A 19,616-nucleotide genomic window follows, 5' to 3' on the forward strand; every position below is an offset into this window, starting at 1 on the left:
AATGACGACGGAGACGGACTTTCTGCGCTGCACGGCCTGCGGGCGGGACACGGATATCGCGGAGGTCCCGTCCCTCTGCCCGTCCTGCGGCGAAATCCTCGACCTCAACATCGCGCCGCGGGAGCCGGAGCCGGACGTCACGGAAGCCGTCGGCCTCTGGCGTTGGGCGAACCACCTGCCGCATTGCCGGCCGGAAAACCGTATCAGCCTCGGCGAGGGGCAGTCGCCGCTCCTTGCCGCCCCCCGGCTCGCCGCAGACCTCGGCCTCAAAGACCTCTGGATCAAGAACGATTCGATCATGCCGACCGCATCGTTCAAGGATCGGGCGGTGGCGCTGGCGACGTCGCTCGCCCTCAACTATGGCCGGCCCGGCCTCGTGCTCTCCTCCAGCGGCAATGCCGGCGCCTCAGGCGCCGCCTACGCGGCCCGGGCCGGCCTGCCGCTCGTCGTCTTCGTGCCGGCGAGCGCGCCGGAAGCAAAACTCCGGCAGATCGCAGCGGCGGGTGCACGCCTCGTCACCATCGACGGCAAGACGTCCGACTGCTGCCGCCTCGCGGACGAGCTTGCCCGGACGCGCGGCTGGGTCAACCTGACCACCAGCTATCACAATCCCTACGGCGTCGACGCCTATGCGACGCTCGCCTACGAGACGGCGCGGCTCGACCCCGACGTCGTGCTGCTGCCGGTCTCCAGCGGCCCGGTGCTCGGTGGCATCATGAAGGGATATGAGCGACTCAAGGCGTCCGGGGCGATCACGCGCATTCCGCGGCCCATCGCCGTCCAGTCCGCCGCCTGCGCGCCGATCGTGCGCGCCTTCGAGACGGGCGGCGCGATCGAGCCCTGGGACCACCAGACGACCATCGCATCGGCCCTCAACGACACACTGGAGGGCTATGAGCACGACGGCGACTACACGCTCGCCTGGATTCGCCGGCACAACGGCGCGGCCTCAGCCATCGACGACGACACGGTCCGCACAGGCGTGCGGAAACTCGCCAGAACCGAGGGCATCCTGGTGGAGCCGAGCGCGGCCGTCCCCGTCGCAGCCATTCCGAGCCTCATCGACCGCGGCCTCATAAGCCGCGACGAACGCGTCCTCGCGATTGCCACCGGCCACGGCCTGAAGGACCTCAGTTGGGTCGACGTGGAGGCAGACCGGCGCGGGCTGCCGCCCGGGACCGATATCTGCGCGTTTCTGGCCTCGTGAGATAATCGGACCGGTGGGCCTCCCCTTTTTTTGATGGGCCGCAGGTTTTCGCGCCATGCGTGCAGCGGCGGTGTGCGATGATGGGCTCCGTGAGGTCCGGACGGCGCCGGCTGTGCGGTCCCGTGCGCGGTCGCGCGCGCAGGCGCGAAAGCCGCAAAACGCGCGGTTAATCGCCGGTCAGCACGGCCGCCGCCGCAGGCGCGAGGGTCCGTTGGCAGGGCCGCGCACCAGACCCAACGAGACCTTTCCCCACAGCGCTGTCATCTCCGGATCCGGGTCTCTTCCTTGCCCGAGGCACTAGATTGCGAACGACTCGCTCTTGCTGTGAGCCAGCTAATTGTGTATGAATTTTTTATGACGGAGTAATTCACTGATAAAAATACAGAATTTCGGCTATGAAAGAGCAGAAACTCGGCTTCATTCGTGAGCAAACGGCGAAAAGGTTCGCTGGCGTCAGTGAGAGAGCGTTCCCGACGGAAAACCACCCCCAGTTTATAACGAACTCCGACAGCACCCTGTCGCTGCTGCTGTCGCGCGACGGAAGCACGGTGCGAAAGGTCATCAACTGCGAGGCCGATGGCCTGGCTGGGAATACGCTCAATGAAGCGCTGTTCTACCTGACCATCGCCGACAACCTCCCTCGCAGAAATATTGTCGTGCCCAAATTGTTCGGCGCCCGCCTCGTCGAAGGCCATTGCATGGAGCTGGACATCGAGTTCCTCGACGGCACGAAGGTGTTGGGGATCGAAGACAAGTCGACGGCCGCATTCGCCTTCGGCAAGGCGGCCGCCTTTCTCAACCATGCGGTTCAATGCGAGGAAAACTGGTGGCTTCCCCGCAGTAGCGGCGTGGGAAACGTCCTCAAGAATCGGTCGACCCGCGATCTTGAAGACCTGCTGGCGCTCGTATCCCGTCCGGATCTGCTTCCCGATTTCCAGGCTTTTCAAGGCCAGGCTGATGCCATCAACGCCATGTACGACGAAGGGTACCCGACGATCTGTCATGGCGACGCCAACGACGAAAACATCCGGCGGACGGAAGACGGGTCCAGCATCGTTGCTTTCGATTGGGCGCGGGTCTGCGCCGGACGCGTTGGGGACGATCTTGCGCGAATTCTCTATCCGGCCCTCATCGTCAAAACCAGTGTCGAGACGGCCGACGCACTTAAGGCGGCAGAGCGCGATATCGTCGACCAATATATGAATGGCGTGAATTCGGAGCGCATTGACGCCGGCGAGCCCATGTTCGATCGGGCGCTGGTCGAGCGATGCGCGCACATCAAGACGGTCGCGCTCAGCTTCGGCATCGTACCACTTCTGAGACGCATATTGACTCGGCTGCAAAATTCGTCCTCTTTCGATGGTCGACTAAGAACTGCACAGGCATTTCTCGAACTGATGGCCGAAAGGGCCAGATGTCTGACCACCGAAGGGAGCCTTTTCGGCATGACGACTGCGAAAATCGAGGACCGGTACTACGGATCGGTCGTTTCCGAATACGACAAGGCGCGCGCGAAGACCGAACGGTGGTGGAAAGAAGACGCTGCGGTCAGGAAATACCTCGAAAAGCACAAGACTGCCTCGGTCCTCGACCTGCCCGTCGGGACCGGACGCTTTATCAGCGCGTACAAGGCGTTGGAAATGAAACTGACCGGCATCGACGTTTCGGATGCGATGCTGGACCGGGCCCGCGAATTCGCTGAGGAACTCGATTACCACGACGGAACGTTCGCGACCGGCGATGCATTGAAACCGCAGCCGCCGGAGTTTGAATGCGATGTCGGCGTGTGCATGCGCTTTCTCAACTGGATGGCCCGTCCAAACGCCGAAATGGCCTTCAAGAACATTGCCGCCGCCAGCAGGCAGGCGATGATCTTCGGCGTGACATTCATCGACGAAAGCACGTTCGAGGGCAAAGACCGCGCTCGCGTGGAGCGAAACCTGTTGAACGCGCACAGCAAGCCGGTCGGCGAAGGCTTGCCGCCGAACGGGCCGCACAGCATGGTCCTGTTGCGCGAATGGATCGAGCAGTCGGGATTCACCATCCAGGATGAAACGGTGATTTTCGAGGGCAAAAACGGGCTGGAGAACAAGGTTTTCTACCTCGTTCGGAAATAGGAAGCCCGATTTCCGGATCGATCCGGCCGTGAGGCGTTTCTGAAGCTTCTTACTGCGCTTTGGGACTGCAAGGGGGATGGCGTGATCGCCATCGCCTTGCCGAGGGTCACGCTCGCTCCGACGGCCGCACGGCCCGATCCCTTCAGTGGACGCACCGGGAATTGCTCGCCGTTTGCGCCGGCCGGTTGCCCTCGGCCCGGTCGATGGCCTGCTTCTGCACCACCGCCTCGCCGAAGGCCCCGGCCAGCCGGTCGAACTGCTCGGTCGTCAGGTGCAGGGTCATGTTGCCGAGGTCGAGGTGCACCGCGCCGCATTCGGCGCAGTATTTGATCCGGCAGATGTCGCTGCTGACGAGGGATCTGTTCTTGCAGGGCTTGCTCATGGCGGATCTCCGTTTGGGGTTGCAGCGAAATCTCTAGACAGGCAATCCGAAGTCGCCCGCGATCAGCTTCAGCCAGGCGGCAAGCCGCTCGTCGGTTTGGCCGGCCTGGTTGTCCTGGTCGAGGACGAGGCCGAGGAACTCGCCGTCATCCTCCGCCAGCGAGATGTCGTACTCGTAGCCGTCGACCGGCCAGCGGCCGACGAGCTTTGCCCCGCGGTCCTGGAAGAACTCGTGCAGGAAGTAGATGGCGTTGACGAATTCGTGCGGGTATCCGACCTGGTCGCCGAGGCCGTAGATGGCGACCGTCTTGCCGGTGAAATCGGCGTCCTCGATCTGCGGCAGGAACTCTTCCCAGCTCTCCGCCTGGCAGTCCGCGCCGAGGCCCGGCAGCAGCCCCTCGGCGAGGGTCGGCGTGCCGAGGATCAAATAGTCGTAGCTCAGGAAATCATCGACCTCGGTGCGATTGACGTTGAGCGGCTTTGCCATCAACTCATCGTCGAAGCCCTTCTTGATCATCTTTGCGATCTTGCGCGTATTCCCGGTATCGGTCCCGAAAAACAATCCGATTTTCGCCATGTTGGTGATTACCTGCCCCCGTTGATGCATTGGCAAAGCGGTCCGGGCTCGCACCCGGCTCAAAGGATACAAAGCAGGCCGCGTGCCACTTTGCCGAAGGCCGGCAGCGCCGCTCCAATTCTTTGGTTATGAATTGTTTTTCCGCGCTTTCAGCCAGCGTTAGCGGAAACCGTCATTGTCCGATTGAGAATAATTGTCATTGTCGATTGCGCCAATTGTCGGGAAAGGCACAAAGGGCGGTAGACAGAACCCGGCCGCCCCGGCGAAGTGACGAGGGAGCGCGTCGCTCGACAACACCCTCCGCCTCACTCATCCTCTCGAAGCAAGAACCAAGACACAGGAGGCCTTTCCATTGCCTTCCTCTCTCGCTCGCCGGATTTGAACATATTGAAAGCCAATGTCGCCGGTATCGGAAATATCGTAAAAATAAACAAGAAAACGCCGGCAAGAAATCCAGAAACATTAAAAATATACTTGGCCATCGGAAGATTCCGGCCAACAGTGTAAATCAGGATCGCGATGGCGCCGAAGGCGATTGAGATCAGGAAATTCCATTTCAGGCGTTTTCTCTTCACGAGTGCCAACGCTCCCCTGTGTTTTTGTTCAAACCGGGCTGGCTCAATGCCGGCTCAATGTCGCCGGGGCTCCTGCAATCCTAGCAGCACCATCTTACACCCTCTTCCCGCATCGCGCGCGGGCAAACCCGTCGCACCGGGCGGCTCAAAATTGCTGTTGAAATCGATTGCAGAACGCCCTTACGATGCCGGCCAGAGGACGTCCGGCCCAAAAGGGTCGGTCTTACGTCTTCTGAAGCCTTTGTGCGCGAAGCCGGGTTCGTCCCGCAACAATAAGGCTCTTCCGGCGCATCCTGCCGGGCGCTCTTCGGGGCCACCGCTTCGCTTCGGGAGGAAGTGATGATCAGAAACACCAGTATCGCCCTTGCGACCGCGGCCGCCCTCGCCGCCTCGCTCGCCGCCGCCCATGCCGAGAGCTACAAGATCGGCCTGTCCAACGGCTGGGTCGGCAGCGAATGGCGCACCCAGATGATCGACGAGGCGAAGGCCGCCGCCGCCGCCTGGAAGGAAAAGGGCGTCGACGTGGAGGTGCTCGTGCAGAGCGCCAATGTGGACGTGCCGGGCCAGGTCGCCCATGTCCGCAACTTCATCTCCGATGGCGTCGATGCCATCATCATCAACCCGAACAGCCCGACCGCCTTCGATCCGGTCTTCGCCCAGGCCAAGGATGCCGGCATCCTGGTGATCGCGACGGACTCCGAGGTCTCCTCGCCCGACGCCACCTATGTGGGCATCGACCAGACCGGCTGGGCCAAGGCCTCGGCCAAATGGCTCGCCGAAACGCTTGAGGGCAAGGGCAAGGTCGTCGCCATCAATGGCGTCGCCGGCCATCCGGCCAACGAGATGCGCGTCGCCGGCTACCGCTCGGTGTTCGAGGGCTATCCGGACATCGAGATCGTCAACGAGGTCAACGGCAACTGGGACCAGGCCCAGGGCCAGCAGGCGATGCAGAACCTGCTCGCCACCTATCCGGACATCGACGGCGTCTGGGTGCAGGACGGCATGGCCGCCGGCGCCTGGAAGTCGATCATGGATGCCGGCAAGACCGGCGACATCGCCGCCACCGGCGAGATCCGCAAGGACTTCCTCGATCTGTGGGTCGCCAACGACCTGACCTCCGGCGCCTCGGTCAATCCTCCGGGCGTGATGGCGAGCGCGCTCAACGTCGCCGTCTTCATGCTGAAGGGCCGCGAGCTGAAGGAACCGGCGACCGCCGGCCAGTACGGCAACGCCCTCTACCTGCCGATCCCGTTCATCGACGGCGACAACGTCGCCAAGGTGCATGAGGAACTGGAAGGCAAGCCGGGCTACTATTCCTACACCAGCCAGCTTTCGATCGACGAAGCGGAAGCGCTGTTCAAGTAGGACGCAAGGCGGGACACCATGCGGGATGCGGGCAATGCGCGCGCATCCCGCCTCCCGGAACCATTCGGAAACCGCAGCCATGTCGAAGCTGGAGCTCAGCGGCGTAAGCAAGACTTACGGCGCAACGGTCGCGCTCAAGCGCGGCGACCTTTCGGTCGAGGCCGGCGAAGTCCACGTCCTCGTCGGCTCGAACGGATCGGGCAAGAGCACGCTCTGCAAGATCGTCGCCGGCAGCGTCAAGCCGGATAGCGGCCGCGTCGCCATCGATGGAAACCCGGTCGCGATCGGCGGGCCGAAGGCGTCGAAGGCCAAGGGCATCGGCATCTTCTACCAGGAACTGAGCCTTGCCGCGCACCGCACGGTGGAGGAGAACATCTGCCTTGCCGACATGCCGGTGACGGCCGGCCTCTTCGTCGACCGCAAGGGATTGTCGAAGCGGGCCGCAAAATACATCGCCCTCTTTGAGACGGTCTCCGGCGACGACTTTGCCGCCGATACAGTCGTCGGGAACCTCCGCGCCGACCAGCGCCAGCTCGTGGAAATCATGAAGACGCTGGCGACAGAGGCGCCGATCCTCATCTTCGACGAGCCGACCTCCGCGCTTGATCGGGCGCAGGCGGAAGGGTTCTTCAAAATCCTCGGCGATTTGAAGGCCGAGGGGCGCAGCATCATCTTCATTTCCCACCGCATGGACGAGATCTTCGCGGTCGGCGACCGGGTGACGGTGATGCGCGACGGCGAGACCGTCGGCACCCGCGTCCTTGCCGAGACCGAGCCGACGGCCGTCATCCAGCTCATGGTCGGCGCCAAGGACGACCTTGCCGAGGCCGCGGTCGAGCCACCCCACGCGGCGGAGCGTTCCGGCACGCCCGTCCTGGAGGTCTCCGGCTTTTCCGGCCCGGGCTTTCGCGATGTCAGCTTTTCCGTTGCCGCCGGCGAGATCCTTGGCTTCGGCGGCCTGCACGGCCAGGGCCAGTCGGCGGTGCTGCGCGCGCTCTTCGGCGCGGAACCCTATGGCGGCGGGCGGATCTCGCTGGAAGGCACCCCCGTCCACTACACCAATCCGCGCGATGCCATCCTCCTCGGCATGGCCTATGTCTCCGGCGACCGCGGCCGCGACGGCATCGTCAACGGCCGGCCGATCTTCGAGAACGTCGTGCCGGTGCATTTCCTGCGCAACGGCTTGAGGCTCGTGCAGCCGACGGTGCTGAAGAAGCGCGTCGACCCCGCGCTCGATGCCCTGCGCACCAAATATGCGAGCCTGTGGCAGGCGATCAATTCGCTGTCCGGCGGCAACCAGCAGAAGGTGGTGATCGCCCGCTGGCTGGTCGACCAGCCGACCGTGCTGCTGCTCGACGACCCGACCAAGGGCGTCGACCTGTCCGCCAAGTCGGACCTCTTTCAGCTGATCCGCGAGCTTGCCCGCGAGGGCATGGGCATCGTGCTCTATTCCTCGGAGGACGCCGAACTCCTCAACAACGCCGACCGCATCCTGGTCTTCAACCAGGGCCGGGTCACGCGCGAACTCACCGGGGCGGACCGCACCCGCTTCAACCTCTACCACGCTGCGTATGAGGCCGCGTCATGACCGCTGTTGTCGCGACCAAACCTGCCGGCCGGCTGAAGCGCGTTTTCGAGCGCTATCCGTTCCTGCCGGCCCTCGTCATCTTCATCGTGCTGCTCGCCCTCAACGGCGTCTTTTCGCCGGCGAGCCTCTCCGCGCGAGGACTGACCGGCCTCTTGTCCACCTATCTCGCCCTGATGCTGCTCGCCGTCGGCCAGACTTTCGTCGTCTATGCCTCCGACATCGACTTTTCCAACGGCGCGATCCTGTCGCTGGTCAATGTGGTCATCATCGTCTTCATGGAGCAGATGGGCGGCTCGGGCCTCACCGTCACCATGGCGCTTGCCGTCGGCATCGGCGTCGGGCTCGCCTGCGGCCTCGTCAACGGCATCGTCGTCGCCGCGCTCCGCCTGCAGGCGGTCGTCGCCACCTTCGCCACCAGCATCTTCTTCACCGGCCTTGCGCTCTACGTCTTGCCGGTCGCCGGCACGCCAGCGCCGCGGCTCTTCTGGCGCACCTATGGCGGGCGGTTCTTCGAGATCCCCTTCGTCGTCTTTGCCGCGCTCGCCATCGCCCTCATCGTGTACCTGCTGGTCCGCACCCGGCTCGTCACGCGGCTGCTCGCCGTCGGCGACGATGCCCAGGCGGCGTACCAGTCCGGCCTGCCGGTCACCCTCATCCGCATCGGCGGCTATGCGCTCTCCGGTGTCTTTGCCGCGCTCGCCGCGTTCTGCGTTACCGGCGACACGGCGAGCGGCGATCCCCTCGTCGGTGCCAAGATGACGCTCTTCGGCGTCGCCGCCGTGGTGCTCGGCGGCACGGCCCTGTCCGGCGGCTTCGGCACGGTCGTCGGCTCGGCGCTCGGCGCCTTCATCATCGGGCTCATCAACGCACTGGTCTATTTCGTCGGCACGCCGTCGCAATGGCAGAACCTCGTGCAGGGCCTCGTCATCCTCATCGCATTGATGCTCGGCATCATGGTCTCCAGGAGGGCACGGGCATGAGCGCGACGGAGACCACCCCCGTGAAAGGCCCGTCAGTGCTTGCCGTGCTGCGCCAGCCGCTCCTCGTTGCGGTCCTGCTGATCGGCGTCCTGCTCGCCTTCGGCGAGGCGCTGTCGCCGGGCTTTGCTTCCGGCGAGCAGATCCTCCGCCTGCTGGTCGTGGCCTCGCTGCTCGGCCTCGTCGCCGCCGGCCAGAACCTCGTCATCCTCGCCGGCCGGGAGGGCATCGACCTGTCCGTCGGCGGCATCGTTTCCCTCAGCGCCATCGTCGCCGGCAACGTCATGCAGGGCCAGGACGCCAGCATCCCGCTCGCGATCCTTGCCTGCGTTGCCACCGGCGCGCTCTTCGGCTTCCTCAACGGCGTCGGCGTCACCGTCATGCGCATTCCGCCGCTGGTCATGACCCTCGGCATGCTCGGCGTGCTCCAGGGCCTCCTCGTCGTCATCCGCCAGGGCATTCCCTCCGGCAAGGCCGCGCCGGCGCTTGCCGACTTCGTCGCCAGGCCGTTCCTGTTCGGCCTTCCCGGCACGATCTGGCTGTGGGTTGCCGTCGGCCTCTTCATGGCGTTCCTGTTGCGACGGACCGTCTTCGGCCAGCGCGTCTACGCCATCGGCTCCAACGAGCACGCCGCCTTCATGGCCGGCGTGCCGGTCAAGCGCATGCGGGTCGCCGTCTTCACCTTTTCCGGCATCTTCGCGGCCATCGCCGGCTTCTGCCTGCTGGGCTATTCGGGCTCGTCCTTTTCCAATGTGGGCGAGCAGTACATGGTGCCCTCAATCATCGCTGTCGTCTTCGGCGGCACGCCGCTTGCCGGCGGCAAGGGCGGCTATACCGGGACCATGGCCGGCGCAGTGCTGCTCACCATCCTGCAGAGCATCCTGACGACCGTGAACATCGACGAGTCCGGCCGGCAGATGATCTACGGCGCCACCCTCCTCGTCCTCATGCTGTTCTACGGCCGCGGCCGGCGCATGCGCGGCTAGCGGGCAGTCCAGATGACCCGGCGCACCAGGATCAAGGACATCGCGGAAAGGCTGGGCCTTTCGCCGGCGACCGTTTCGCGGGCGCTGGCGGAGAGCCCGCTGGTCGCCAAGGAGACGCGCGACCGGGTCCGCGAGGTCGCCGACGAACTCCACTACCGGCCAAATGTCAGCGCCCGGAACCTGCGCACCAAGCGCTCCATGGCCGTCCTCATGGTGGTGCGCGACGTCGTCAACCCGTTCTACCTGGAGATCCTGAAGGGCGTGGAAGCGACCGCCCGAGCCGCCGGCTATGCCGTCCTCATGGGCAATGCGGAGAACGATCCGGACCGGGAGGACGAGTATTTCGACATGCTCTATGACGGCCACGCCGACGGCATGATCCTGATGACCGGCAAGTGGCCACGGCGCCATCGCAACGCGGTCGAGGCGGGCGGGCTGCCGGTCGTCGTGGCGCTGGAAATGATCGAGGGAAGCCGCCTCCCCCATTTGCAGATCGACAATGAGGGGGCAGCCGCCGAAGCCGTCCGCCACCTCATCGAGATCGGCCATACCCGCATCGCCCATGTCACCGGGCCGCTGCCGGAGGTGATGAGCGTCAAGCGCATGGCCGGCTACATAAGGGCGATGAAGGCGGCCGGGCTCCCCCGTCCCGACGACTATCTGGTCAAGGGCGACTTCTCGCTCCATTCCGGCATGGAGGCGGCGCGCTCGCTGATGGCGCTTGCCGAACCGCCGACCGCGCTCTTTGCCGCCAATGACGAGATGGCGCTCGGCGCCATCCACGAGATGCGCGCCCTCGGCTTCGACGTGCCCGGCGACGTCTCCGTCGTTGGCTTCGACAACCTCTTCCTCTCCGACGTCTTCTTCCCGCCGCTGACGACCGTCGCCCAGCCGCGGGCGGAGATCGGCCGGCGGGCGATGACGCTGCTCCTCGACATCCTTGCCGGCGGCCCGCCGCCGCGCGAGCCCGTCATCGTCCCGACGACCCTTGAGATCCGGGGCACCACGGCCCCCTTGAAAACCCGCACAGACCAGAAACAAGGAGTATGAGCATGTCCGGATTGCCGAAAGACCGCCTTCGCGTTGGATTCGTCGGGTCCGGCTTCATCGCCGAGTTCCACCTGAAGGCGCTCCTCAACGTGCGCAATGTGGATGTCACCGGCGTCTACAGCCGCAATCCGGACAACCGTGCCCGCATCGTCGCCCATGTCGCCGACCTCGGCCTTGGCACCTGCACCAGCTTCGAGAGCCTTGAAGCGATGCTGCAATCGGGCGAGGTCGACGCGATCTGGATCCTGTCGCCGAACTACACCCGCCTCGACATCATGAAAGTCATCCACGCCGAGGTCACCTCGGGACGGTCCAAGGTCTTCGCGGTCGCCTGCGAAAAGCCGCTCGGGCGCACCATCGGCGAGGCGCGCGAGATGGTGCGGCTCGCAGAAGACGCCAAGCTCAACCACGGCTATCTGGAAAACCAGGTGTTCGCGACGCCGGTCATCCGCGGCAAGGAGATCATCTGGCGCCGGGCGGCGTCGACCACCGGCCGGCCCTATCTCGCCCGCGCGGCCGAAGAGCATTCCGGCCCGCACGAGCCCTGGTTCTGGCAGGGCGACAAGCAGGGCGGCGGCGTCCTTTCCGACATGATGTGCCATTCGGTGGAGGTCGCCCGGCATCTGCTCACGGCACCCGACGCGCCGCGCGACTCCCTCAAGGTCAAATCGGTCAACGGCACGGTGGCGAACCTGAAATGGACCCGGCCCGGCTATGCCGACCAGCTCCGCGAGCGCTTCGGCGCCGAGGTCGACTATCGCAACCGGCCATCGGAGGATTTCGCGCGCGGCACCGTCACCCTGGAAGACCAGGACGGCAACGAGGTGATGATCGAGGCAACGACCTCCTGGGCCTATGTGGGGGCCGGACTTCGCATCCAGCTTGAACTCCTCGGCCCGGAATACGCCATGGAGTTCAACTCGCTGGCGACGGGCCTGAAGATCTTCATGTCGCGCGCCGTCTCCGGCGCCGAGGGCGAGGACCTCGTTGAAAAGCAGAACGCGGAACAGGGCCTGATGCCTGTCCTTGAGGACGAACCGGGCGTCTATGGCTACACTGACGAGAACCGGCACATGGTGGAGTGCTTCCGCAAGGGCGAGACGCCGCTGGAAACCTTCCATGACGGGCTTGCGGTCGTCGAAATCCTCATGGGCCTCTACCGCTCGGCGGAGACCGGCGCGAGCGTCGCCTTCCCGGCCCCGGACCTTGAGGACTACGTGCCTGTGGTCGCGCGCACTGGCGCCTGACGATCGCTGCTCTGCCCGGAGCGATGCGGCGGCGTTTATGCCGCATTGATCAAGTCCAGTTCGAATATCTACCTTTCGGCTGCCTTCAACGGCCGACCCGACGGTGACCCATGTCCGCCCCGGCCAGACCTTGCGCGAGATCCCTTGCACGAACGCTTCGCCACAGCCGCGTCGCGCTCTGGGTTTCCGTGCTGGCCATGGTCCTGCAGGTGCTGGCCGCGAGCGAGCACCTGGCGGCCTCCGCATCGCTGATCGGCAGCCGTGACGGCGAGCGTCTCCCCCAGAGCCTGTTCTTCATCTGCACCGGCAACGGCGTTGCCCGGCTCGGCCCGGAAGGCCAGACCGGCGACCGCACCGGCGGTCCCGTCACCAGTTGCCCGATCTGCACCGCCTTTGCCCTCGGCGGCACGGGCGATGTCCCCGACGTCGGCTGTCTTGCCCTGCCCGACGTCGATTTTGCCGCCATCATCGCCGTCCAGCCCGCCGACCTCATCGTCCTTGCCTCGGCGTACCGGCGGGCACCGGCGCGCGGCCCTCCCTTCCCGAACGGTCAGATCACGCTCGTATAGCCGCAGCGTCGCGATGCCGTTCCGTTGATGTGACCGGTCCGGCATCGCCTGACCGCTGTGGCTCGACACCGATCGATTCATTCGGGGAGACACCCATGAAACGCAGGGATTTTCTGAAGACAGCCGGCATTGGCGCGCTGTTCGCCGGGACCGGCATCGTCGGCACGGCAAGCGCGCAGATGCAGGCACCCTGGGCCTGGACGGCCGAACACGGCATCGTCAACAACAACCTGAAGAAAGACCCGAACCCGCTGGAAAACGAGTTCGAGAAGCACGCCCGCTGCACCTATTGCGGCATGGTGCGCAAGCAGTGGAGCCATACGCGGCACCTGATCCAGTATGACGACGACAGCACGGAGGGCACTTGCTCGATCCACTGCCTGTCGATCAGCCTGGCGCTCAACATGGACCGCGGGCCGAAGAACATCTGGGTCGGCGATGCCGGGTCGGACGCCGAGGTGAAGCCGCTCGTCAAGGTCGACGCCGCCCACTACGTGCTCGACGCCAGCAAGCCGGGCACGATGTCCGGCGCCAGCAAGTGGGCCTATGCGGACGCGGAAAAGGCCAAGGCAGCGGCCACCGGCGAGGCCAAGGTCGTCGGCTTCGACGGCGCCCTTGCGGCGGCCTATGCGGACATGGCCAGGAACACCGTCATGATCCGCAAGCGGCGCGCGGAAAAGCGCGCCAAGATGATGAAAAAGAACGCCAACTAGGCCGCGGCGGTGCGAGCCCTCGCACGCCCCGACAATGGACGCGGTGCCGGCTTTTCGCCGGCACCGGAAGGCCTCTTTTGGAAAGAACCCCTCCCATGTGCACCCACCACCACGCCCGCGGCCCGAGCACTGTCGGCCGCCGCCGGTTCCTGATCGGCGCTGCCGGCCTCGTCGCACTCTCCGGACTGATGCTGCCCCCGGCACCGGCCTTCGCCCGGGCCGCGCCCGTCGACCTGCCGCCACCCGGTCCGAACGACACCTGTCCGGTCTGCGGAATGTTCGTTGCCAAATATCCGGACTGGATCGCCACGGTCCTCTTCAGCGACGGCAGCACCGACCATTTCGACGGCGCCAAGGATTTCTTCAAATACCTCAACGACATGGCAAAATATGCCAAGGGTAGGGTCCGGGACGACATCGTCGGCATGGGCGTCACCGACTACTACGCGACGGAACGGATCGACGCACGGGACGCCTATTACGTCCTCGGTTCCGACGTCCTCAGCCCGATGGGCCACGACCTCATCCCGCACCCGACAGCGGAGGACGCGGCCGAGTTCTCCACCGACCATGAGGGCAAGCGGACGCTGCGCTTCGATGAGGTGACGATGCCGATGCTGCTCGACCTCGACAGCGGAAAGTTCGACGGGTGAGCGCCGTGCGCCGGTCCGACCTGGCGATCGGGGCGCTGGCCGTTGCGGCCGCCCTCGCGCTCACCGCGATTGCGCATGCCTTCGTCGCCTCCCGCACGCCGCCGGAATCGCAGGCGGTCAACGCCGCGCTGGTGCGCGATCTCGGCCTCACCGACCTCGTCCTCTTCACCGATGCGCGCTACACGCGCCACCCGTCCGTGGCCGACCTCCACTCCGCCTTCCAGGACCATCCGATGTCGCTCGACCATTTTCCGTCCGGCTCGCTGATCGCGCCGCCGCGGCACATTTTCGGCACCGGGCCGCGCTTTGCGACCGGAGAGGAGATCCCGGAATGATCCGCCAGATCGCCCGCCAGCGCTATCTCGTCGACTTCACGCTCGCCTCCATGATGCGGCGCAAGGTCAAGAACGTCGTCCTCTTCGGCGTCTATTTCCTGATCGTCTTCGTGCTCGCCTCGGTGATGCTGTTCGGCAGCGCGATCCGCCGCGAGGCGGCGCTGCTGCTCGCAAACGCGCCGGAAGTGACCGTCCAGAAGCTGGTCATGGGCCGGCACGACCTGATCTCCGGCGAGCACCTTGAGGCGCTTTCCGCCATTCGCGGCGTGCGCCGGGCCGAGGGTCGGCTCTGGGGCTATCTGTTCGACCGCGGCAACGGCGCCAATTACACCATGATGGTGCCGCCGGCGAGCGACAAGGCCCACGCCCTTGCCCCCGGCGAGGCGATCGTCGGCAGCGGCATCGACCGGGTGAAGACCATCGGGCGCAACGAGTACCTGTTCCTCATCGCCCCGTCGGGCCGGTTCTTCAAATTCACCGTCAAGGACCACCTGCCGGAGGGCTCGGGGCTCGTCGCCGCCGACCTGGTGCTGATTTCGGAACAGGACTATCGCGCCCTCTTCGACCTGCCGGAGGATGTCTATACCGACCTTGCCCTTTCCATCCGCAACGAAAAGGAGGTGGCGACGATCCTCGGCAAGGCGGCCAAGGTCATTCCCAATTCGCGCTTCGTCACCCGTTCGTCCATCGCCAGGACCTACGAGTCCATCTTCACCTGGCGCGAGGGCGTGCTGCTCGCCCTTCTGGGCGCGGCCATCCTCGCCTTCGCCATCCTCGCCTTCGACAAGGCCTCGGGCCTTTCGGCGGAAGAGCGCCGGGAGATCGGCATCCTGAAGGCCGTCGGCTGGGAGACCTCGGACGTCCTCACCTCCAAGTTCTGGGAGGGCGCGCTGATCTCGCTCGGCGCCTTCCTCTTCGGCCTGATCGCCGCCTATGCCCATGTGTTCTTCTTCCAGGCCGGGCTCCTGGAACCGGTCCTGAAGGGCTGGGCGGTGCTCTATCCGGACTTCCGGCTGACGCCGCATATCGACCCCCTGCAGGTGACCACCCTCGCCTTCTTCACGATCGTTCCCTACACCGCCGCGACGATCATCCCGATCTGGCGGGCGGCGATAACCGATCCGGACACGGTAATGCGATGATCGAGCTCCAGGACGTCACCAAGGTCTACAATGAGGGCCACCAGAACGCCTTTGCGGCAATCCGCGGCGTCGGCATCACCGTCGGCAACGACCTCACCGCCGTCTTTAAGGGGCCGAGCGGCTCCGGCAAGACAACTCTGCTGACGCTCATCGGCTGCCTGGCGCGCCCGACCTCGGGCCGGGTCACCCTCAACGGCGAGACCATCTCCGGCCTGCCGGAAAAGTTCCTCACCGAGATCCGCCGCAAGACCTTCGGCTTCGTGTTCCAGCGCTTCAACCTGATCCGCGGCCTCAGCGCCCGGGAGAACGTCATGCTGCCGGCCTATCCGCTCGGCCTCGACCACGGGGCCCTGACGCGCCGCGCCGACGAGCTGCTTGCCCATCTCGGCCTCGGGTCCAAGGGCGGGCTCAGCGTGGAGCACCTTTCCGGCGGCGAGGCGCAGCGGGTGGCGATCGCCCGCGCCCTCGTCAACGATCCGGAATACGTCATCGCCGACGAGCCGACGGCGAATCTCGATACCAAGCTGACGGCGCAGTTCCTCGACATCGTCCGGACGCTCCGGGCCGAGGGCAAGACCGTCATCATGACCTCGCACGACCCGCGCATCTGGCAGGCCGACATCGTCGACCGGGTGATCACCCTGGAAGACGGCCTGCTGACGGCGGACGAGAAAGGCGGCAACGCGGCATGATCTTCCATCCGCCGATCCTTGCCATCCTCATCGCCTCGACCCTGTCGCTCGTCACCCTCGTCTGGGCCTCCGGCTTTGCCGCCAGGCTGGTGCGCAGATGGGACGTTTCGAGCGGCCATGCCGGCCAGATCGCGCTGGAAAAGCGCACCTATCTGGTCTCCACCGCCCTCGTCTTCGTGCTGGCGCTGGAAGCCGTGTCGCTGATCCTTTTCGTCGAGAATGCCGAACGCATGTCGGTGCTCTTCGTCGGGGCGATGTGCGCGATCGGCACCCTCAACGTCAACGCCTACGGCTTTCCGGCGCTGATCCTGAAGGTGGCGCTGTTCTTCGGCGCCGCCGTCTGGCTGATCGTCAACCATGCCGACGGGCTCGGCCGGGACTATCCGCTGACCCGGTTCAAATACGGCCTCCTGATCGCGCTCTCCCCCCTCGTCGTCGCCGTCGCGGCCGTCCAATTCGCCTATTTCTACAATCTGAGGGCCGACGTCATCACCTCGTGCTGCTCACGGGTGTTCGTGCCGAATGCCGGCGGGCTGGAAGCCGACCTGTCGAGCCTCGATCCGGCGCTGGCGCTGGCGCTTCTGTTCGGCGGGCTCGGCGTCATCGCGGCGCTGGCGCTTGCGGCGCTGAGATGGCGCGCGGCCCGGCTCGCCTACGCGATCGCCAGCGTCCTTTACTTCGCCATCGGCCTTTCCGCGGTGATCTCGGTGGTCTCGCCCTATATCTACGAGCAGTTCCACCACCACTGCCCGTTCTGCATCCTGAAGCCGGAATACGGCTATATCGGCTACTGGCTCTACCTGCCTCTGTTCGTCGGAACGGCGAGCGGGCTCGGCCTCGGCGCCCTGTCGCTGAAGGCAACGCCCACGAGCCTCCAAGACGCCCTGCCGCCGTACCGGAGGCGCCTGATCCTCGCATCCGTTGCCGGCTTCGGCCTCTTCGGCGCGGTCGCGCTCCTCGCCATCCTGCGCTCCAACCTGATCATGTTCGGGTAACGACGCCGACTTGCGGCGCAAGCGGGCCCCTTGGCGAAACGGCCGGAGTGTGGGAAGGGTTCAGCCTTGCGGCCCCTTCGCGCGGCCGGATCCTTTCACGACAAGACGACAGAAGCATGCACACTCCCCTTTCCGGCATCCGCGTCCTCGACCTCACCAACGTGCTCGCCGGCCCGTTCTGCTGCCACCAGCTCGCCCATTTCGGCGCTGAGGTCATCAAGGTCGAGGCGGTCGGCCGCGGCGACCTCGCCCGCCAGCTCGGCGCCGACGCCGAGCTCAACGCAGCCGGCATGGGCGTTTCGTTCCTCGCCCAGAACGCCGGCAAGAAGTCGGTGACGCTCAACCTCAAATCGCCCAAGGGCAAGGACCTCCTGAAGCGGCTGGTCGCGACCGCCGACGTGCTGGTGGAGAATTTCCGCCCCGGCGTGATGGACCGGCTGGAGCTCGGCTACGAGGTGCTGAAGGCGGTCAACCCGAAGCTCATCTATTGCGCGATCTCCGGCTTCGGCCAGGACGGGCCGTGGGTGCACCGGCCGGCCTATGACCAGATCATCCAGGGCTCGTCCGGCGTCATGTCGATCACCGGCGACGAGAATTCCGCCCCACTGCGCGTCGGCTATCCGATCGCCGATACCGTCGGCGGCATGACCGCGGCCTTCGCCGTCACCGCGGCGCTGAACGCCAGGGAGCGCGGCACCTTCATCGACGTCTCCATGCTGGAGGCGACCGTCGCCACCATGGGCTGGGTGGTCTCCAACTACCTCAACGCCGGCGTCGCGCCGGAACCGCACGGCAACGAGAACGTCACCTCCGCGCCGTCGGGCGCGTTTAAGACCGCCGACAGCCTCCTCAACATCGCCGCCAACAAGGACGAGCAGTGGCAGTTGCTCGCCAACCATCTCGGCCGCCAGGACCTTTTGGAGCGACCGGAATTCGCCACCCGCGAGGACCGCAAGGCGCACCGGGAGGAATTGAAAGCCGAACTTGAAAAGACGCTCTCGGCGCGCCCGGCCCGGGCCTGGGCCAAGGAACTCAACCGCATCGGCGTTCCGGCCGGCGCCGTCCTCACCGTGCCGGAGGTTCTCGGCATGCCGCAGATCGCCGAGCGCGGCATGCTCGGCACCTACGCGAACGTTCCCGGCGTCGGCCGCGACGTCACGGTGGTGCGCACCGGCGTCAAGGTCGACGGCGAGGCGCCGCAAGTGCCCGCGCCGCCGCCGACGCTCGGCCAGCACAATCTTGATATCTACGGCGAACTGGGCCTTGGCGCCGACGAGATCGCGGCCCTTGCCGAGGAGGGTGTGATATGAGCGACGTTTCCGACTGGTGGCGCACCGACATCATCGACATGGAGCCGGGCGTCATCCGCTTCCGCGGCCATGCCATCGAGGACCTCATCGGCAATGTGTCCTTCCCGCAGATGATCTGGCTGATGACGCGCGGCTCGCTGCCTAACGAGGGCGAGGCGCGGCTGCTGGAGGCGGCCCTCGTTGCCGCCGTCGACCACGGCCCCCAGGCGCCCTCCATCGCGACGGCGCGAATGGCGGTGACCTGCGGCCTTGCCCTCAACAACGCGCTCGCCAACGCCGTCAACATGCTCGGCGACGTCCACGGCGGGGCCGGCGAACAGGCGGTGGAACTCTATACGGCCATCGCCGAGGCCGGCGGGCCGGACCATGCCGGGGCCGAGATCGACCGCTGGCAGGCTGAGCGCACCAAATTCGTCCCCGGCTTCGGCCACCGCTTCCACAAGCCGGTCGACCCGCGCGCGCCTCGGCTGCTGGCGCTGGTCGACGAGGCCGCCGGCGAGGGCGTCTGCTCGGGCGATTTCGCGGCTATCGGCCGGGCGGTCGAGGCGGAACTTGCCGCCCGCAAGGGCAAGCCGGTGCCGATGAACATCGACGGGGCGACCGCCGTCATCTACGCCGAGCTCGGCTTTCCCGCCCCCCTCGCCCGTGGCCTCTTCTGCCTCTCGCGCTCCGTCGGCGCCGTCGCCCACGCCTGGGAACAGATGCAGCAAGGCGGCCGCAACAAGGGCCCGACCCCGCCGCAGTACCGCTGGACCTATACGGGGCCGAAGGAGGCGGGGGAGTAGAGCGCGCGTCGCTAACGATGGTTTTTTTCGCTCACGGCCGAGCGCTCGCTACGCTCGCTGGCCTCCGCGGGGGCGGCGCATGGGCGCCGGCGGCCGGTCGGCCTTGCGAAGCCTCGTGGCTTCGACGTGCATCGCACCACCCTCCATCGTCATCCCGGGCGGAGCGAAGCGGAGACCCGGGATCTATTGTCCCTGTCCGCGCGGTATGCCGGATGTTGATGCGCGCCGCCCCTGGATTGCTTCGCTGCGCTCGCAATTGTGCAAGTTCACGAATTCGGTGATGGGTTTTCGGTTTTCTTTTGATCGGCGAAGGCCTTTGGGGGGATGTTTCCGATCGCCTGGTGGGGCCTGA

General features: G+C 65.7%; 20 protein-coding genes. 17 read left to right on the forward strand and 3 right to left on the reverse strand.

The genetic code is table 11. From position 1 onward, the window contains the following. Nucleotide 1 precedes the first annotated feature (1 nt). Nucleotides 2-1,207: a pyridoxal-phosphate dependent enzyme gene (locus M2319_RS11530; RefSeq protein WP_264601599.1), complete on the forward strand. Its 1,206-nt coding sequence runs from the start codon at nucleotides 2-4 to the stop codon at nucleotides 1,205-1,207. A gap of 395 nt (nucleotides 1,208-1,602) precedes the next feature. Then, nucleotides 1,603-3,324 (forward strand): methyltransferase domain-containing protein, encoded by a 1,722-nt coding sequence (locus M2319_RS11535; protein WP_264601600.1) that lies wholly within the window; start codon nucleotides 1,603-1,605, stop codon nucleotides 3,322-3,324. 142 nt (nucleotides 3,325-3,466) lie between these two features. On the opposite strand, the gene M2319_RS11540 is transcribed toward M2319_RS11535, so the two are convergent. The 3 genes from M2319_RS11540 to M2319_RS11550 form a co-directional block, all read right to left on the reverse strand. After that, nucleotides 3,467-3,706, reverse strand: a complete 240-nt coding sequence (locus M2319_RS11540; RefSeq protein ID WP_264601601.1) for a hypothetical protein — start codon at nucleotides 3,704-3,706, stop codon at nucleotides 3,467-3,469. Between the two features lie 33 nt (nucleotides 3,707-3,739). Next, complete coding sequence (locus M2319_RS11545) at nucleotides 3,740-4,282, reverse strand: flavodoxin (protein WP_264601602.1); 543 nt, start codon at nucleotides 4,280-4,282, stop codon at nucleotides 3,740-3,742. 305 nt (nucleotides 4,283-4,587) lie between these two features. After that, the gene (locus M2319_RS11550; RefSeq protein ID WP_264601603.1) at nucleotides 4,588-4,857 is read right to left on the reverse strand and encodes a hypothetical protein; all 270 of its coding nucleotides are present in this window, start codon (nucleotides 4,855-4,857) and stop codon (nucleotides 4,588-4,590) included. A gap of 339 nt (nucleotides 4,858-5,196) precedes the next feature. On the opposite strand from M2319_RS11550, the gene M2319_RS11555 reads away from it, so the two are divergent. The 15 genes from M2319_RS11555 (at nucleotide 5,197) to M2319_RS11625 (ending at nucleotide 19,264) form a co-directional block, all read left to right on the forward strand. Continuing rightward, nucleotides 5,197-6,222 (forward strand): ABC transporter substrate-binding protein, encoded by a 1,026-nt coding sequence (locus M2319_RS11555; protein WP_264601604.1) that lies wholly within the window; start codon nucleotides 5,197-5,199, stop codon nucleotides 6,220-6,222. A gap of 79 nt (nucleotides 6,223-6,301) precedes the next feature. Next, on the forward strand, nucleotides 6,302-7,810 hold the full coding sequence (locus M2319_RS11560; protein ID WP_264601605.1) for a sugar ABC transporter ATP-binding protein: 1,509 nt from the start codon (nucleotides 6,302-6,304) through the stop codon (nucleotides 7,808-7,810). Next, a complete protein-coding gene (locus M2319_RS11565) occupies nucleotides 7,807-8,790 on the forward strand; it encodes an ABC transporter permease (protein ID WP_264601606.1) in 984 nt (327 codons plus the stop codon). Before M2319_RS11560 ends, M2319_RS11565 begins: the two co-directional genes overlap by 4 nt. After that, nucleotides 8,787-9,773 carry an ABC transporter permease gene (locus M2319_RS11570; RefSeq protein WP_264601607.1) on the forward strand — a complete coding sequence of 329 codons (987 nt, stop codon included), beginning with the start codon at nucleotides 8,787-8,789 and terminating at the stop codon, nucleotides 9,771-9,773. Before M2319_RS11565 ends, M2319_RS11570 begins: the two co-directional genes overlap by 4 nt. A gap of 12 nt (nucleotides 9,774-9,785) precedes the next feature. Beyond that, the gene (locus tag M2319_RS11575) at nucleotides 9,786-10,823 is read left to right on the forward strand and encodes a LacI family DNA-binding transcriptional regulator (RefSeq protein ID WP_264601608.1); all 1,038 of its coding nucleotides are present in this window, start codon (nucleotides 9,786-9,788) and stop codon (nucleotides 10,821-10,823) included. A 2-nt stretch (nucleotides 10,824-10,825) separates the two neighbouring features. Beyond that, a complete protein-coding gene (locus M2319_RS11580) occupies nucleotides 10,826-12,070 on the forward strand; it encodes a Gfo/Idh/MocA family protein (RefSeq protein ID WP_264601609.1) in 1,245 nt (414 codons plus the stop codon). A gap of 188 nt (nucleotides 12,071-12,258) precedes the next feature. After that, complete coding sequence (locus M2319_RS11585) at nucleotides 12,259-12,639, forward strand: dimerization/docking domain-containing protein (protein WP_264601610.1); 381 nt, start codon at nucleotides 12,259-12,261, stop codon at nucleotides 12,637-12,639. A gap of 95 nt (nucleotides 12,640-12,734) precedes the next feature. Next, a complete protein-coding gene (locus M2319_RS11590; protein WP_264601611.1) occupies nucleotides 12,735-13,352 on the forward strand; it encodes a nitrous oxide reductase accessory protein NosL in 618 nt (205 codons plus the stop codon). Nucleotides 13,353-13,447: 95 nt separating this feature from the next. Further along, nucleotides 13,448-14,005: a nitrous oxide reductase accessory protein NosL gene (locus tag M2319_RS11595; protein WP_264601612.1), complete on the forward strand. Its 558-nt coding sequence runs from the start codon at nucleotides 13,448-13,450 to the stop codon at nucleotides 14,003-14,005. Beyond that, nucleotides 14,002-14,340: a hypothetical protein gene (locus tag M2319_RS11600; RefSeq protein ID WP_264601613.1), complete on the forward strand. Its 339-nt coding sequence runs from the start codon at nucleotides 14,002-14,004 to the stop codon at nucleotides 14,338-14,340. The genes M2319_RS11595 and M2319_RS11600 overlap by 4 nt, the downstream gene beginning before the upstream one ends. Beyond that, complete coding sequence (locus tag M2319_RS11605; protein WP_264601614.1) at nucleotides 14,337-15,482, forward strand: ABC transporter permease; 1,146 nt, start codon at nucleotides 14,337-14,339, stop codon at nucleotides 15,480-15,482. Before M2319_RS11600 ends, M2319_RS11605 begins: the two co-directional genes overlap by 4 nt. Next, nucleotides 15,479-16,174, forward strand: a complete 696-nt coding sequence (locus M2319_RS11610) for an ABC transporter ATP-binding protein (RefSeq protein ID WP_264601615.1) — start codon at nucleotides 15,479-15,481, stop codon at nucleotides 16,172-16,174. Before M2319_RS11605 ends, M2319_RS11610 begins: the two co-directional genes overlap by 4 nt. After that, entirely contained in the window at nucleotides 16,171-17,169 is a 999-nt protein-coding gene (locus M2319_RS11615) for a hypothetical protein (RefSeq protein ID WP_264601616.1), read from the forward strand. Before M2319_RS11610 ends, M2319_RS11615 begins: the two co-directional genes overlap by 4 nt. A gap of 116 nt (nucleotides 17,170-17,285) precedes the next feature. Then, the gene (locus M2319_RS11620) at nucleotides 17,286-18,479 is read left to right on the forward strand and encodes a CaiB/BaiF CoA transferase family protein (protein ID WP_264601617.1); all 1,194 of its coding nucleotides are present in this window, start codon (nucleotides 17,286-17,288) and stop codon (nucleotides 18,477-18,479) included. Next, nucleotides 18,476-19,264 carry a citryl-CoA lyase gene (locus M2319_RS11625; RefSeq protein ID WP_264601618.1) on the forward strand — a complete coding sequence of 263 codons (789 nt, stop codon included), beginning with the start codon at nucleotides 18,476-18,478 and terminating at the stop codon, nucleotides 19,262-19,264. The genes M2319_RS11620 and M2319_RS11625 overlap by 4 nt, the downstream gene beginning before the upstream one ends. Nucleotides 19,265-19,616 lie beyond the last annotated feature (352 nt).

The organism is Rhodobium gokarnense (assembly GCF_025961475.1).
Taxonomy (GTDB): domain Bacteria; phylum Pseudomonadota; class Alphaproteobacteria; order Rhizobiales; family Rhodobiaceae; genus Rhodobium; species Rhodobium gokarnense.

Bases quoted from the DNA above. Each gene is read 5' to 3' on its own strand.
- M2319_RS11530 (WP_264601599.1), top strand. From the start codon at position 2: ATGACGACGGAGACGGACTTTCTGCGCTGCACGGCCTGCGGGCGGGAC.
- M2319_RS11535 (WP_264601600.1), top strand. From the start codon at position 1,603: ATGAAAGAGCAGAAACTCGGCTTCATTCGTGAGCAAACGGCGAAAAGG.
- M2319_RS11540 (WP_264601601.1), bottom strand. From the start codon at position 3,706: ATGAGCAAGCCCTGCAAGAACAGATCCCTCGTCAGCAGCGACATCTGC.
- M2319_RS11545 (WP_264601602.1), bottom strand. From the start codon at position 4,282: ATGGCGAAAATCGGATTGTTTTTCGGGACCGATACCGGGAATACGCGC.
- M2319_RS11555 (WP_264601604.1), top strand. From the start codon at position 5,197: ATGATCAGAAACACCAGTATCGCCCTTGCGACCGCGGCCGCCCTCGCC.
- M2319_RS11560 (WP_264601605.1), top strand. From the start codon at position 6,302: ATGTCGAAGCTGGAGCTCAGCGGCGTAAGCAAGACTTACGGCGCAACG.
- M2319_RS11565 (WP_264601606.1), top strand. From the start codon at position 7,807: ATGACCGCTGTTGTCGCGACCAAACCTGCCGGCCGGCTGAAGCGCGTT.
- M2319_RS11570 (WP_264601607.1), top strand. From the start codon at position 8,787: ATGAGCGCGACGGAGACCACCCCCGTGAAAGGCCCGTCAGTGCTTGCC.
- M2319_RS11575 (WP_264601608.1), top strand. From the start codon at position 9,786: ATGACCCGGCGCACCAGGATCAAGGACATCGCGGAAAGGCTGGGCCTT.
- M2319_RS11580 (WP_264601609.1), top strand. From the start codon at position 10,826: ATGTCCGGATTGCCGAAAGACCGCCTTCGCGTTGGATTCGTCGGGTCC.
- M2319_RS11590 (WP_264601611.1), top strand. From the start codon at position 12,735: ATGAAACGCAGGGATTTTCTGAAGACAGCCGGCATTGGCGCGCTGTTC.
- M2319_RS11595 (WP_264601612.1), top strand. From the start codon at position 13,448: ATGTGCACCCACCACCACGCCCGCGGCCCGAGCACTGTCGGCCGCCGC.
- M2319_RS11605 (WP_264601614.1), top strand. From the start codon at position 14,337: ATGATCCGCCAGATCGCCCGCCAGCGCTATCTCGTCGACTTCACGCTC.
- M2319_RS11610 (WP_264601615.1), top strand. From the start codon at position 15,479: ATGATCGAGCTCCAGGACGTCACCAAGGTCTACAATGAGGGCCACCAG.
- M2319_RS11615 (WP_264601616.1), top strand. From the start codon at position 16,171: ATGATCTTCCATCCGCCGATCCTTGCCATCCTCATCGCCTCGACCCTG.
- M2319_RS11620 (WP_264601617.1), top strand. From the start codon at position 17,286: ATGCACACTCCCCTTTCCGGCATCCGCGTCCTCGACCTCACCAACGTG.
- M2319_RS11625 (WP_264601618.1), top strand. From the start codon at position 18,476: ATGAGCGACGTTTCCGACTGGTGGCGCACCGACATCATCGACATGGAG.